General features: G+C 62.4%; 13 protein-coding genes. 9 read left to right on the top strand and 4 right to left on the bottom strand.

What is annotated here, in order from left to right; translation table 11 throughout:
• Both DTW90_RS08450 and DTW90_RS08445 read left to right on the top strand, forming a co-directional pair.
• On the top strand, positions 1-510 hold the full coding sequence (locus DTW90_RS08450; protein WP_149337627.1) for a CAP domain-containing protein: 510 nt from the start codon (positions 1-3) through the stop codon (positions 508-510).
• 18 nt (positions 511-528) lie between these two features.
• Positions 529-1,890: an MATE family efflux transporter gene (locus DTW90_RS08445; RefSeq protein WP_149337625.1), complete on the top strand. Its 1,362-nt coding sequence runs from the start codon at positions 529-531 to the stop codon at positions 1,888-1,890.
• On the opposite strand, the gene DTW90_RS08440 is transcribed toward DTW90_RS08445, so the two are convergent.
• Positions 1,866-2,954, bottom strand: a complete 1,089-nt coding sequence (locus DTW90_RS08440; protein ID WP_149337623.1) for a quinone-dependent dihydroorotate dehydrogenase — start codon at positions 2,952-2,954, stop codon at positions 1,866-1,868. The genes DTW90_RS08445 and DTW90_RS08440 overlap by 25 nt on opposite strands.
• Entirely contained in the window at positions 2,951-3,307 is a 357-nt protein-coding gene (locus DTW90_RS08435) for a DUF952 domain-containing protein (RefSeq protein ID WP_149337621.1), read from the bottom strand. The genes DTW90_RS08440 and DTW90_RS08435 overlap by 4 nt, the downstream gene beginning before the upstream one ends.
• Positions 3,308-3,419: 112 nt before the next feature.
• Between DTW90_RS08435 and DTW90_RS08430 the strand changes: the two genes are divergently transcribed.
• The 5 genes from DTW90_RS08430 to DTW90_RS08410 all read left to right on the top strand — a co-directional run bounded on the left by DTW90_RS08430 (position 3,420) and on the right by DTW90_RS08410 (position 7,443).
• On the top strand, positions 3,420-3,848 hold the full coding sequence (locus DTW90_RS08430; protein WP_246664913.1) for a hypothetical protein: 429 nt from the start codon (positions 3,420-3,422) through the stop codon (positions 3,846-3,848).
• A 57-nt stretch (positions 3,849-3,905) separates the two neighbouring features.
• The gene (locus tag DTW90_RS08425) at positions 3,906-4,553 is read left to right on the top strand and encodes a response regulator transcription factor (RefSeq protein WP_149337619.1); all 648 of its coding nucleotides are present in this window, start codon (positions 3,906-3,908) and stop codon (positions 4,551-4,553) included.
• Positions 4,554-4,705: 152 nt separating this feature from the next.
• Complete coding sequence (locus tag DTW90_RS08420; RefSeq protein ID WP_132520977.1) at positions 4,706-5,371, top strand: helix-turn-helix transcriptional regulator; 666 nt, start codon at positions 4,706-4,708, stop codon at positions 5,369-5,371.
• A gap of 15 nt (positions 5,372-5,386) precedes the next feature.
• Positions 5,387-6,889, top strand: coding sequence for a thermonuclease family protein (locus tag DTW90_RS08415; RefSeq protein WP_132520975.1), 1,503 nt, complete (start codon positions 5,387-5,389; stop codon positions 6,887-6,889).
• A gap of 140 nt (positions 6,890-7,029) precedes the next feature.
• On the top strand, positions 7,030-7,443 hold the full coding sequence (locus DTW90_RS08410; protein ID WP_132520973.1) for a tellurite resistance TerB family protein: 414 nt from the start codon (positions 7,030-7,032) through the stop codon (positions 7,441-7,443).
• A gap of 71 nt (positions 7,444-7,514) precedes the next feature.
• On the opposite strand, the gene DTW90_RS08405 is transcribed toward DTW90_RS08410, so the two are convergent.
• Positions 7,515-8,402 carry a transporter substrate-binding domain-containing protein gene (locus DTW90_RS08405; protein WP_149337617.1) on the bottom strand — a complete coding sequence of 296 codons (888 nt, stop codon included), beginning with the start codon at positions 8,400-8,402 and terminating at the stop codon, positions 7,515-7,517.
• A 60-nt stretch (positions 8,403-8,462) separates the two neighbouring features.
• Here DTW90_RS08405 and DTW90_RS08400 point away from each other — a divergent pair, with 60 nt between their 5' ends.
• Entirely contained in the window at positions 8,463-10,385 is a 1,923-nt protein-coding gene (locus DTW90_RS08400) for a glycosyltransferase family 2 protein (protein WP_149337615.1), read from the top strand.
• A gap of 60 nt (positions 10,386-10,445) precedes the next feature.
• On the opposite strand, the gene DTW90_RS08395 is transcribed toward DTW90_RS08400, so the two are convergent.
• Positions 10,446-10,766 (bottom strand): low molecular weight protein tyrosine phosphatase family protein, encoded by a 321-nt coding sequence (locus DTW90_RS08395; RefSeq protein WP_149338392.1) that lies wholly within the window; start codon positions 10,764-10,766, stop codon positions 10,446-10,448.
• A gap of 457 nt (positions 10,767-11,223) precedes the next feature.
• Between DTW90_RS08395 and DTW90_RS08390 the strand changes: the two genes are divergently transcribed.
• Positions 11,224-13,239 (top strand): methyl-accepting chemotaxis protein, encoded by a 2,016-nt coding sequence (locus DTW90_RS08390; protein WP_149337613.1) that lies wholly within the window; start codon positions 11,224-11,226, stop codon positions 13,237-13,239.
• The last annotated feature ends 66 nt before the right edge of the window (positions 13,240-13,305 follow it).

The following is a 13,305-nucleotide window of genomic DNA, read 5'->3' as shown; positions in this document are numbered from 1 at the left end:
ATGACCACACAATCCACGCTTTTCACCCGCCGCAGCGCGCTACGTTTCACCGCTCTTGCACTTGCTGCCGGCGCCGCAAGCTGCGCGACCCAGTCGCCGCAAGTGTACAACGCGCCCGGCAACGACCAGACCGCAGCGGCACTTCCGCTCGTCAACGCGTTGCGGGCCAAGAACGGGCTGCCGGCGCTTGGCATCGATCCGGCCGCCAAGGCAGCCGCGCTCTATCAGGCAAAGCGCATGGCTAGCCTGAAGAAGATGGCGCATTTCATCGGCTTCGGCGACGATTTCGGCCGCCGCGTGAAGGCAAGCGGCGTCAAGCTGCCGGCCGCGGAAAACATTGCCGAGGGTCAGCAGACCGTCGATGCGGTGGTCAACGCCTGGATCCACTCGCCGCACCATCTCGAAAACATGCTTGGCCACTATACCGGCCTTGGTGTTGCACTGGCGCGCGATCCCTCTTCCAACAACCTTCCCTATTGGTCCATGGTGCTGTCCTCAAACGCCGTATAATGACGGGAAGGCAGCGACATGGATCAGGGGGCACGGGACAATAGGCTAGCGTTCGATGTGACGCACCGGCTGGTGCTATCGATCGCCGTGCCGATGACGCTTGCCTTCATGACGACACCGCTTCTCGGCCTGACCGGCACTGCCGTCGTCGGGCGTCTCGGGCAGGCGGAATCGCTGGCCGGCCTTGCGATCGGCGCCGTTCTATTCGACCTGATCTTTGCCAGCTTCAATTTCCTGCGCTCCTCGACCACAGGCCTGACGGCGCAGGCCTATGGCCGCCGCGACCTGCACGAACAGCAGGCCGTCTTCTGGCGTGCGCTTCTGTCTGCCATCGCCTGCGGCGTACTGCTGCTGGTGCTCTCTCCCGTCTTGCTATGGCTCGGGCTGAAGCTGATGGGACCGGAAGGCGGCGTGGCGGATGCGACGCGCACCTATTTCTCGATCCGCATTCTCTCCGGCCCGGTGGCGCTCGCCAATTATGCAATCCTCGGATTCGTGCTCGGGCGTGGGCAGGGCAAGATCGGGCTCGTCCTGCAGACGCTGATCAACGGCATCAATATCCTGCTTGCCATCGCGCTTGGTCTTGGCCTTGGTTGGGGTGTTTCAGGCGTTGCCTGGGGAACGTTGCTTGGCGAAACCGTCGGCGCGGTGACCGGCCTTGCGATCGTTCTCAATGAATTCTCCGGCTCAGAACGGCCGTCGCGATCGGAGCTGCTGTCGCGGCAGAAGCTGGGCGAGCTTTTCGCGCTGAATCGCGACATCCTGATCCGCACCTTCGTTCTCCTCGGCGCATTCACGCTGATGACGCGTATCGGCAGCCATTTCGGCGCGGTTACGCTTGCGGCCAATGCGGTGCTGATGAATTTCGTGCTGATTTCGGCTTTCTATCTCGATGGTCTTGCCAATGCCGCCGAGCAGATCACCGGCCGTGCGATCGGTGCGGGCTACCGTCCCGCCTTCGATCGCGGACTGAGGCTCACCATGGGCTGGTCCTTCAGCCTGGCTGCGATCGCCGGCCTGTTCTTCCTCGCATTCGGACCCGACATCATTGCAGCGCTCACCACCTCGCAGGAGGTGCGCTCAGCGGCCGAGAGCTACCTGCCGCTCGCGGCGATCACAGGAATGACCGGCGCGCTTGCCTATCTCATGGACGGCGTCTTCATCGGCGCCACATGGTCTCGCGACATGCGCAACCGCATGCTGATGGCCTTTGCCGGCTATCTCATCGCGCTTGCGATCTTCGTTCCCTGGCTCGGAAACCTCGGGCTCTGGTTGTCGCTCAACGGCTTTCTGCTCTTCCGCGGCGTCTTCCTGATGATGCTGGTCAAGCCGAGGGCCGACCAGACATTTGCTAGTCAGATTGGCCGATCGGCCCAGTAATCCAGCTTGGTATCGCGCAGGTCGCGGATCGAATTGACGCGCTCGCTGTCGAGCAATGTCGAAAGTCCGGAAACGATCTTGCCGGGCAGGCCGGGGCCTTCGTAGACCATGCAGGAATAGAGCTGCACCAGATCGGCACCGGCACGGATCTTTTCCAGCGCCGTCTCAGCGGACGAGACACCGCCGACGCCGATGATCGGCATGGCCGGGCCGACGCGCCGGCGCATCTTGGCAAGGACGGTCGTCGACTTTGCAAAGACCGGCTTGCCTGACAGGCCGCCCGTCTCCTTTGCCTGCCGCTGATCCTTCAAACCGTCGCGAGACAGCGTCGTGTTGGAAACGATCAGCCCATCGAGATCATGGGCAAGCGCCTCGGCCGCAATATCGTCCATCCCCTCCTCCGTCAGATCCGGTGCGATCTTCAGGAAGACCGGGATTTTCCGGCCAGCCTTTGCGGCTTCTTCGTCGCGGGCGGCAAGCACGGCCGACAGCAAAGCAGCCAAGCTCTCGCGCGCCTGCAGGTCGCGCAGGCCGGGCGTGTTGGGCGAGGAGATGTTCGCGGTGAAATAGCGCGCGACGGAATAGAAGCGGCGGATGCCGGTCACGTAGTCGCTGACGCGATCGGTGCTGTCCTTGTTGGCGCCGATATTGACGCCGATGATGCCCTTGCCGCGGATTGAGGAGAGGCGCCGGAAGGCAGCCTCATGGCCTTCATTGTTGAAGCCGAGGCGGTTGATGACGGCGTCATCCTCGACCAGCCGGAAGATGCGCGGGCGCGGATTTCCGGCTTGCGCCTTCGGCGTGACCGTACCGATCTCGGTAAAGCCGAAGCCGAGGCGCAGAAGCGCTTCCGGAACCTCGGCATTCTTGTCGTAGCCCGCCGCCATGCCGAGAGGGTTTTCGAAATCGAGCCCGGCGACCGTCTGGCGCAGGCGTGGATCGCTTCTCGTCCGGCAGGCCGGAACGAGGCCGGATTTCAGCGCGGCGATCGACATGCCATGCGCCGTCTCCGGGTCGAACATGAAGAGGCCGCGTCGGCCGATATCCTTCAAGGCACCGATCATTCACCCATCTCCGGAAAGACATGCGCGCCGTCAGCGCCAATCAGCAGCGGCTTTTCCCAGAGCACCGACGTCAGCGGCAATTCGCCATAGAGATGTGGGAAGAGATCGCCGCCGCGGGAGGGCTCGAAAACCAGCCTGTCGCCGAGGGACGCGGCATCCATCGCCACCAGCAGCAGGCCGGACTGGCCGGAAAAATACCGGGCAGCGGTCTCCTTGGCCTGGACTGCCGTCGAGAGATGGATGAAACCGTCGGTCAGATCGATGCTCGCGCCCTTAAAAACTCCGCTTTGTCTGGCTTCCTGCCAGAGCGCGTCCGGTACGATCTTGTAAACGACTGGCGTCACGGTCATCATCCTCTTCGGGCCAGGGAGTGGCTGTCGCTAGCGCTTTGCCGAAAAGCGGCGCGGATGTCCACGGACGAAGGCGAATATTTGCACCTGTGCTCCTAAAAATCCGGAGGATGACATGACCAAGGCAATGGCAACAGCATGTCTGGCTTTCCTCTTTCCGCTCTGCGCCGGCGCCGCCGAGCCGGATGCGGCGCGCTTCGAGCTGCAGCGCAGCGGCGATCATTTCGTCCGCCTCGACAAGCAGACGGGCGCCATGTCGATCTGCCAGGACAAGGACGGCAACCTCGTCTGCCGCATGGCGGCCGACGAACGTGCGGCCTATGACGCCGAACTCGACCGCCTCTCCGACCGCGTGACGGCGCTGGAGAAGTCCGTCGCTGCGAACGAAGGCAAGTCGACGCTGCCCACTGATGCCGAAGTCGACCGCTCTATCGGGATCATGGAACGGATGATGCGAAGCTTTATGGGCATGGTGAAGGAATTCCAGAACGAGGAGCAGACCGACAAGCCTCTTCCGCAGAAGACCCGGGCGATATATGAATAAAATGTGATGCAGGCCGCATCCGCAAGGGGGTGGCCAGGCTCTTGGGAGGGGGCTTCAATGAGCGAGCAAACCATCATCATTGCGGACGACCATCCGCTGTTTCGCGGCGCACTACGGCAGGCGGTCGGCGGCATGGAAGGGGAGCAGATCATCGTCGAGGCCGGCGATTTCGAGGCGGCCCGCGCAGCGGCCTCGGCCCATGTCGAGGCGGATCTCATGCTGCTCGATCTCTCAATGCCCGGCAGCAGCGGCTTTTCCGGGCTGATGGCACTCAGGGCCGAATTTGCGAGCCTGCCGATCGTGATCGTATCGGCGAGTGACGATTCCACCACGATCCGCCGGGCGCTCGAATTCGGCGCTTCCGGCTTCATTTCCAAATCCTCCGGCATCGACGATATCCGCCGCGGCATCCAGGCGGTGCTTGCCGGCGATATCTTTACGCCCTCCAACTATCAGGAAGGCCAGGAACAGGACCCCGATATCGCCGACCTCGTGCGCCGCCTGCAGACATTGACGCCGCAGCAGAGCCGCGTACTCACCATGCTGGCCGAAGGGCTGCTCAACAAGCAGATCGCCTATGAACTCGGCGTTTCCGAAGCGACCATCAAGGCGCATGTTTCGGCAATCCTGTTGAAGCTCAATGTGGACAGCCGCACGCAGGCCGTCATCCAGCTCGGCCGCATCAACATGGCGATGGTTGCTTGAACGGCAATCTCGCGTGATCGGCGAACCGTTAACAAAGAGCTAATAAAGGATTTTATTCCTGTCAAACCCTTTACTCGCAGACAGGCCTCGGCTAATCTCAGGCCTGACTGAAGATGTGCCGGGCGTGCCGGCTTTCCGGGCCTTGAGCGACGATGCTGTCACACGAGCAGATATGGGGGGCGATCGACAGACTTGCCGAGCGGCATGATCTGACGCCGTCCGGCCTTGCGCGGCGTGCAGGCCTCGACCCGACCTCCTTCAACAAATCCAAGCGGCTGAGCATCGACGGGCGGCTGCGCTGGCCTTCGACGGAATCGATCGCCAAGGTGCTCGACGCAACCGGCGCCAGCATGGAGGAATTTCTCGGCCTCATGCGGCCGATGCCGCTTGCGGGCGGCATTCCGGAAGGCGCTTTCCCCCCGCAGGGAGGCTCCATTCCCCTGCTCGGCTTTGCGCAGGCGGGCGCCGGCGGCTTTTTCGACGATGGCGGCTTTCCCGCCGGCCAGGGCTGGGACGTGGTGGAATTTCCCGCCGCACCCTCGCAGAAGGCCGGCGTCTATGCGCTGGAAGTCCAGGGCGACAGCATGATGCCGCTCTACCGCGACGGCGACGTGCTGATCGTCGAGCCCGGCGCGCAGGTGCGCCGCAACGACCGTGTCGTCGTCAAGACACGGGAGGGCGAAGTGATGGCCAAGGTGCTGCTGCGCCAGAGCCCGCGCAGCATAGAGCTGCTTTCGCTCAATCCCGATCACCCCAATCGCAGCCTGGAACTATCGGACGTCGAATGGATCGCCCGGATTATATGGGCGAGCCAATAGGAAAGTTTTCTTGTTATGCGTCGAGAGATTTGGCTGGCCGGACTGGCAGGAATGGTTGTGGGCTCCTGGCTGACGCTGATCGGAGTCCAGTTTGAAATCCGCGGATGGATCATCGCGCCGCGGCCGGTGAAGGTTGCGGAAAATACTCCCGCCGCCGCTCCTGCTGCGCCACCGGCACCTGTCGCCTCGGCATCGCCGGCGACTGCAACGCCTCCCCCGGCACCTTCAACGCCTCCTGCAGCAACATCACCTGCGCCGGCGACCGAAGCAGCCAAGGCTGTGACGCCGGCAGATAATACCAAGGCGAACAATCCGCCGGCCCCGGCAGCCGCACCGGTTACCGCGCCGCCTGCGACGGTGACACAGGCCGCTGCTCCTCAGGCGACGGCGGAAAGCAAGCCCGCGGCGGTGCCATCTCCGGCACCCACTCCGCCCGGCGACGCGCACGCCAAGGCTTCCCCGCCGCCGGTCGTCGTCAAACCTGCAGAAAGCAGCAAGCCGGAGGAAAGCAAATCGGTGGCGACATCAGAGCCCGCCGTTGACAAGCCTTTGCCCTCTCCCGCCCCGCAGCCTTCTCCAAATTCATCGCCGGCGGCGGCGGTTGCTGCCGCTGTGCCCGGCCATCCCTACAAGGCGACATCGAAAGAGGCATCGGTCGCGATCCCGATTCCGCGGCCACAAAGCCCATCGGAGATAGCTGCCAGGAACGTCGTGACGGCCAGCCTCGGTCACCCCGGAAAGGATGAGCTCCACATCGATCCGGTCCCGACGTCCGCAGTCATGGCGCCTGTGCCCGCAGCGCCCGCGACCACAACGCCCGTTCCGGGTCGGACCGTTGCGGTGCAACCGCCATCTCCGATACCACAACAGCAATCTCCGCTACCGCAACAGCCATCTGTGGCGCCGCAGCTGCCCGCATCGCCGGAGACGGGCCTATCCCCGTCCGAACTGGCGGATGCGGCGAAGAAGAGCGCTCGGCAGGCGCCGGCAGCGCCCGCGACGCCGGATGGATCTCAGACGCAGCCGGCAGCACCTGAAGGCCCGGCGGCGCCCGCGCCGCAAAACGCGACACCCGGCAAGACCGTACAGCTGGTACGTCCCTTTTCCAATCGCGCCGGCGAGCTGACGATCGGCGGCAGGAAAATCCAGCTCCAGGGGGTTCTGCCGACAGATCCCGGCCGAATCTGTGTCGATGACAGCGGCAAGACCTGGCCCTGCGGGGCGACAGCGCGCACGGCGCTGCGCATGTTCCTGCGAGGCCGCACCGTCGATTGCGATATGCCCGAGTCTGCCGGTCAAACCGACACGGTTGCCTCCTGCCGCTATGCCAAGACCGATCTCAGCGACTGGCTGGTGCGCAACGGCTGGGCAGAGCCGGCGCCGGGCGCATCGCTTTCGGACGCCAATCAGGAAGCGCGCGACCAGAAGCGCGGCATCTACGGCAGCGATCCACGCAAGGGCGCGAAGTCCACGCTGGCACCCGCGCCGCCAGTGGAAGATCCGCTCAATCCGATTTGAACCAGGGGCCGATTTGTGCGGGGGGCCGGTTTGAGCGGGAGGCCCGATTTTAGGCCGGATGGCCGATATGAGCGGGAAGGCTTGCAACGGGCAACCGGACTTTCTAACTTGGTGCGACCGTCAAAAGGATAGCCCGAACGATGAACCACCCGCTTTCCGCTCAAGAAGCCCTGATCTACGTCATGGTCATGGCATCAGCCGTAGATCGGACCATGAATGACCGCGAGCTCAGCAGGATCGGCGAATTGATCCAGGCGCTGCCCGTCTTCAAGGGTTTCGATGACGAGAACCTGATCTCGGTGTCCCGCGATTGCGCCAAACTGCTCTCCGGGCCGGAAGGGCTGGATATTGTTCTGGAAACGGTGCGCGATACGCTTTCGCCGCGCCTCTACGACACCGCCTATGCGCTGGCCGTCGAAGTCGCTTCTGCGGATTTTTCCGTCAAAGCCGAGGAATTGCGGCTGCTTAGCCTGTTGCGCGATCGGCTCGGGCTCGACAAGCTGACCTGTGCCGCCATCGAGCGCAGCGCCATTGCCCGCTATCGCAAGGGCTAGCAAACCCAGCAAAGGTGCGGCCGCGGTTTTACTATTCGAAGAAAAGCGAAAACGCTTTGATCTCAGCCAGATCAGTATAGCCCGTGGGGAAAATAGCGCAGGTAAATTTCCTGCAGGCGGCCGGTGCGCGACAGGGTCGCCAGCGCGTGGTTGATGGCTGCCGTGAGGTCCGCATCCTGCTGGCGCAGCATGATGGTCATGCCTTCGCTCAGGAATTGCTGCGAGACATAGGGGCCATCGAATAGGGCGCAGCATTTTTCCGAAGCAGGCGATGATGCCCAGAAGGAAAATTGCAATCCATCGGCGAATGCCGCATCAACCTTGCCATCCCTAACCGCAGAAAGCAGTGCTTCCTTGCTATCGAAGGGAACGGACTTGATCGCCGGGAAATAGGCGGCGAGCATGGCTTCATGCGCCGTGCCCTTGACCACGCCGACTGGATGGCCGGCAAGGGCAGCCGCGGTCGTGCCATCGAGCGGCTTGCTCAGATTGCGGATGAAACGGGCCGGCAGCATCAGATAGGGCCGCGAAAAGGCATATTGCTTGCGCAATTCCGGCGTCACAGCAATGCCCGCAATGACGGCATCCCCCTGGGAAGCGGTGAGCGCCGTCTGGAGATCGCCAAAGGGCATTGCCTGGATCTGGCATTTTTCCGAAACGCCCAGTTCGTCGCAGATCTCCCTGATCAAATCGATATGGAAACCCGCGAGCTTGCCGCTCTGGTCGGTGAAATTGAAGGGCGGAAAGTCGACCGAGGTCAGGAACCGCAGCCTGACGAGGGTGGAAAGATCGGGTTTGGGAAGACGTTCGCGAGCGTCAAAGAGGATGGGCAGACCTGATGAGACGGGTTCCGCATGGGCGACCGGCACAGAGAGGAGAAATGCAATTAAAATCGCGCCTAGGCTGTAAAATCTTAAAAACCCCTTAAAATTTAGGGATGAAAGTAGCGCGCGTCTCAATATGATCCACCCTCGGGGATAGCAGGGGCGTCACCGCCATGGTGATGGTGTAGCAGAGTCATGCGTATCGGGGAATATCCACCGCAATTGACCATAGTCCGGACCGTTGCACCGGAGGTCGTACCGACAGCCGCGGGCGTCGGCTCTGCGTGTTCTGACGAGTTGCCTTCCTTTCTGCAGCAGGAGATCTCTGCGCTCAGTGAGCTCGGGATCGGCAAACCCTACATCGAGGCGGCGGCACAGCGGGCGATTGCCAACGGCACGAGCATCGAGCAGGAACTCATCGCAAGCGGGCTTGTGGAGGAAAAGGCGTATTACGCCGCCCTCGCCCGAGCGTTGCGCCTGCCTTTCGTCGAAACGGTCGAGGATGGTGCGATCGTTGACAGTCCCTCGCTGGACAGCCAGTTGATCCGGCCAAGGATGCTGCGGCTGACCCATTCTCGCCAAGCCCCGATGACGGCTATCGCTCCCGAGGCCTGGCGGATTGGCGATATACGCTCGTCGATCACCCGCCTGCCGGGTCTCAAGGATTCGCGGGCGATCGCCAGCCCGTCCACCATGCGAAAAGCCGTCTGGCGGGCCGGCTCGGCAAGGCGGGTGCGTGATACGATCGCCGGGCTATTCGAAAGCCAGCCGCGTTTCAGCGCCCGCGTCGTCTTTCACGGCAATCAGGGCTTCTATACCGGCGTTGCCGCAAGCCTGCTGATTGCCGGATTGCTCGTCAGCCAAGCGGTACAACTCTCGCTGCATGTCTTCCTGTCGCTTCTCTATTTCGCTGCGCTATTGTTGCGCGCCGGCGCGGTGCTACAGCGCAAACGACGCCGGCGCTCATCGAGCCTTCCAGGTGACGGGCCGCTTCCGATCTACACCGTCATGGTCGCGCTCTATCGTGAGGCCGATATCGCCGGGCAATTGATCGCTACCCTGAAACGGCTCGACTGGCCCGCGTCCCTTCTGGATATCAAGCTTGTCTGCGAGGCCGACGACGTCGAGACCATCGCGGCGCTGAAGGCCGAGAAGCCAGGCCCGCAATTCGAGATCATCGAAGTGCCTCCGTCGCAGCCGCGGACCAAACCGAAGGCGCTGACCTACGCGCTTGCCGGCGCGCGTGGCACCTATCTCGCCGTCTACGACGCCGAGGATCGGCCTCATCCGCAGCAACTGCGCGAAGCCCATGCCCGCTTTTCCAGCGCGCCCGACAACATCGCCTGCCTGCAGGCGCCGCTTGTGATCGCGAACGGACGGGAATCCTGGATCAGCGCGCTTTTCTCGCTTGAATATTCCGCCCTCTTCCGCTCGCTGCTGCCGATGCTTGCGACACACCGCATGCCGATGCCGCTCGGCGGAACGTCGAACCATTTTCGCACCGATATATTGCGAGCCGTCGGCGGCTGGGATCCGTTCAACGTGACCGAGGACGCCGATCTCGGCATGCGGCTCTATCGCCTCGGCTATCGCGCCGACGTGATCCGCCGCCAGACCGTGGAGGACGCCCCCGTCACCATGGGCGTCTGGACACGGCAGCGCACGCGCTGGTTCAAGGGCTGGCTGCAGACCTGGCTTGTGATGATGCGCGATCCCGCGGCCCTGCGCCGCGAGATGGGAATGCGCGGTTTCGTCGTATTCCAATTGCTGATCGGCGGCATGCTGCTCTCATCGCTGGCGCATCCGCTCATCCTGGCGTTTCTTGTTCGCTCCGTTATCGACATGCTTGCCGTTCCGACCGACGATCTCCCGCTCGCGACCCGGGCGCTGTTTGCCATCGACTTCGTCAATATACTCGGCAGCTATGCTACGTTCCTGGTCCTCGGGACCGCGGCGATGATCGAACACGAAAAGCGCCAGATTGGCTGGCGCTGGATGATGGTGCCCTTCTACTGGATGCTGGTGTCGCTGGCCGCGTGGCGCGCCGTTTTCGAGCTGCGATCCAACCCATTCTTCTGGCACAAGACCCCGCATGTGCCCGTGGTACGGAAGTCTTAGTGAAGGCATCTCCATACTGTAATAACGCTATCCGCGAAACGCACACCATGGCGGCCGTCGCTAGAGATACCTTGGAATTTTTGCCTCAAGTATTCGGATGAGTGCCGGGTCCATGTAGTCATAGTCGTCGGGGATATCGAGACACACCAACCGCTTGCCGATGAGCGACTTCTTATATTGTCGCAAAACTTTGTTGCGGTGCGATTTCTCCATCACGAATATTATATCGGCCCACTCGATCTGGTCGCTGCTCAGCGGATTGCAGGCGTCGTTGTTCGTTCCCGCGGACGAAACCTTGATGTTCTCCCATCCTGAGAACACCTGCTCCGCGGTCGGGCTGCGCAGTTTATTCTGGCTGCATACAAATAAAACGTTTTTGATGTCGGACCTCGATGGAAATTCACGTCGTATTGCGTGTTTCAACCATGATTACACCAACGTATTCAGGGATGCATCGAAATATGAAACCCGGTGGTTTAGCTACGGAGTTCTGGCAGGAAATAATGGCGTTCCAACGTCTACCACGCTGCAGAGCCGCCGCCCACCCTGACGGCATCCACAACCCAACTGCCAAAAAATCGGGAACATCATCACTATCAGGATTTATTGCTGCGGATTCTTAGGGCTCAATTAATCAATATCGACTCTATTTGTACCGAAACGACATCGGCCCCAAGACCGATCGCATGACGCAAGTCGTTTGCGCCTTGTTTGCAAGGATATCCAATATTTCGGTTTCACCTGCGTGCATCAGGTTCCGCGCGTTACACATCGTTGCCTTCGGGTTGATGTCCGCGCGCTCCGTCGTGCGGCGCGATTACACCCAGATGGGCAAATCATGTTCAAAAGTCTTAAGATCAAGACCAAAATTCTCTCCGTGATCGTTCTGCTGGGCGCGATATCCTTCATCGGCCTGCTTTACGTCGTCAGCGAGTTCCGCAGGGCGGACCAGACCTATAGCACCTTCCTCGATCGCGAGGCGGTTGCCGCAACGCTTGGAACACGGTCGAGCACGTCAGTGCTGACTTCAGTGTTGCAGACGAGCCTGCTGCTTGCCTTCGACCCGAGCAGCGACGCATACAAGGCGACTATCGCCGCGAAGAGCCGTTTCGACGAAGCCAAGAACCGCCTGTCGCAGGCCGAAGCGCTCGTTCCGGCGCAGAAGACCCAGATGGATGAAATCCTGACCGGGATGGACGAGCTGAACGATCTGGCAGCCAAGGTTGCCGACCAGCGCAAGGCCGGCGACACCAAGGCAGCGACTGCCTCGATGACGGCGCTCTACGACAAGATGAACATCCTCATCCCGAAGATGCAGACCAACAACAACGCCCTGACCGACCGCATGAACAAGGGTGCCGACGCCGTCTCTGCCCGCGTCAATATGGCGATCGACTGGAGCCTCGGCATTCTCGGCACGCTGACGCTCGCCGCGATGGCGCTCGGCGTCTATGTCGCTCAGGCCGGGATCGCTTCGCCGCTGACGCGCCTGCATCGCCGCATGGTATCGCTGGCTGAAGGCGATACCAGGGACGAGATCGACGGTCGCGACCGCGGCGACGAAATCGGCCAGATGGCATCTGCCGTCTCCGTCTTCCGGGACAACGCCATCGAGCGCGCCCGCCTGGAAGCCCAGGCAGACGCCGATCGCAGCCTCACGGAAAGCGAACGTACGCAGCGCGAGGCACAGCGGATTTCTGAAGCCGCCTCGCTGCAAAGGGCCGTGGAGGCGCTGGGCGATGGCCTGAAGCGGCTCGCCGACGGCGACCTCGTCACGCGCATCGACACGCAGTTCGTCGAACATCTGGACGCGCTTCGCCAGGATTTCAACAATTCCGTCGACAAGCTGAACGAGACCCTGCAGACGGTCGGCTCGAACGCCCGCGCCATCAACGCCGGCGCAAACGAGATCCGCGGTTCCGCAGACGAGCTTTCGAAGCGCACCGAACAGCAGGCAGCCTCCGTAGAGGAAACCGCGGCGGCGCTTGAACAGATCACGACGACGGTCAAGGACGCCGCAAAGCGCGCAGAAGAAGCAAGCCAGCTCGTTGCCCGCACCCGGGCCGGCGCTGAAAAATCCGGCGAGATCGTCCGCAATGCAGTTCGCGCCATGCAGCAGATCGAGCAGTCCTCCGTCGAGATCGGCAATATCATCGGCGTCATCGACGATATCGCCTTCCAGACCAACCTTCTGGCGCTGAACGCCGGCGTCGAAGCTGCCCGCGCAGGCGAGGCCGGCAAGGGCTTTGCTGTCGTCGCACAGGAAGTGCGCGAGCTTGCACAGCGCTCTGCCAATGCTGCCAAGGAGATCAAGTCGCTGATCACCACTTCGGGCGGCCATGTCCAGACCGGCGTCAACCTGGTCGGCGAAACCGGCAAGGCGCTCGACACGATCGTGGCGGAAGTGCAGGAAATCAACCAGCACGTCCATGCGATCGCAGAAGCCTCGCGCGAGCAGTCGGCCGGCCTGCAGGAGATCAACACGGCCGTCAACACGATGGACCACGGCACACAGCAGAATGCCGCGATGGTCGAGGAGAGCACGGCGGCCAGCCACAGCCTTGCCTCGGAAGCTGCGGCCCTGACCTCGCTGCTCGCCCAGTTCCGCCTGACCGGCACAGATGGCGGCCAGACCTTCCGCGCATCGCCGGTACAGGCCTCCGCAGGTCACGCGCCGCGGCCGGCCGTCCGTCGCCCGGCTATCGCCCCCGTTCGCACCGCCGAAGAGGGCAAAACACGCCCCACCGCCTCGCCGGCCCGCGCACTCGGCCAGAAGCTGATGAGTGCTTTCGGAGGCGGCAACGCGGCTGTCGCAGCCGCTCCGGCAAAGGATGCGGACTGGACGGAATTCTGAGATAGCGCCTGCAATACAGGCCTCACGGCAAGCGGGCGGAGCACCACGTGTTCCGCCCGTTTTCTT

Source organism: Neorhizobium sp. P12A, assembly GCF_008365395.1.
Classification (GTDB): domain Bacteria; phylum Pseudomonadota; class Alphaproteobacteria; order Rhizobiales; family Rhizobiaceae; genus Rhizobium.
Note: the sequence above shows the minus strand (reverse complement) of the source record. Positions and strands in the feature narration are given on the sequence as shown.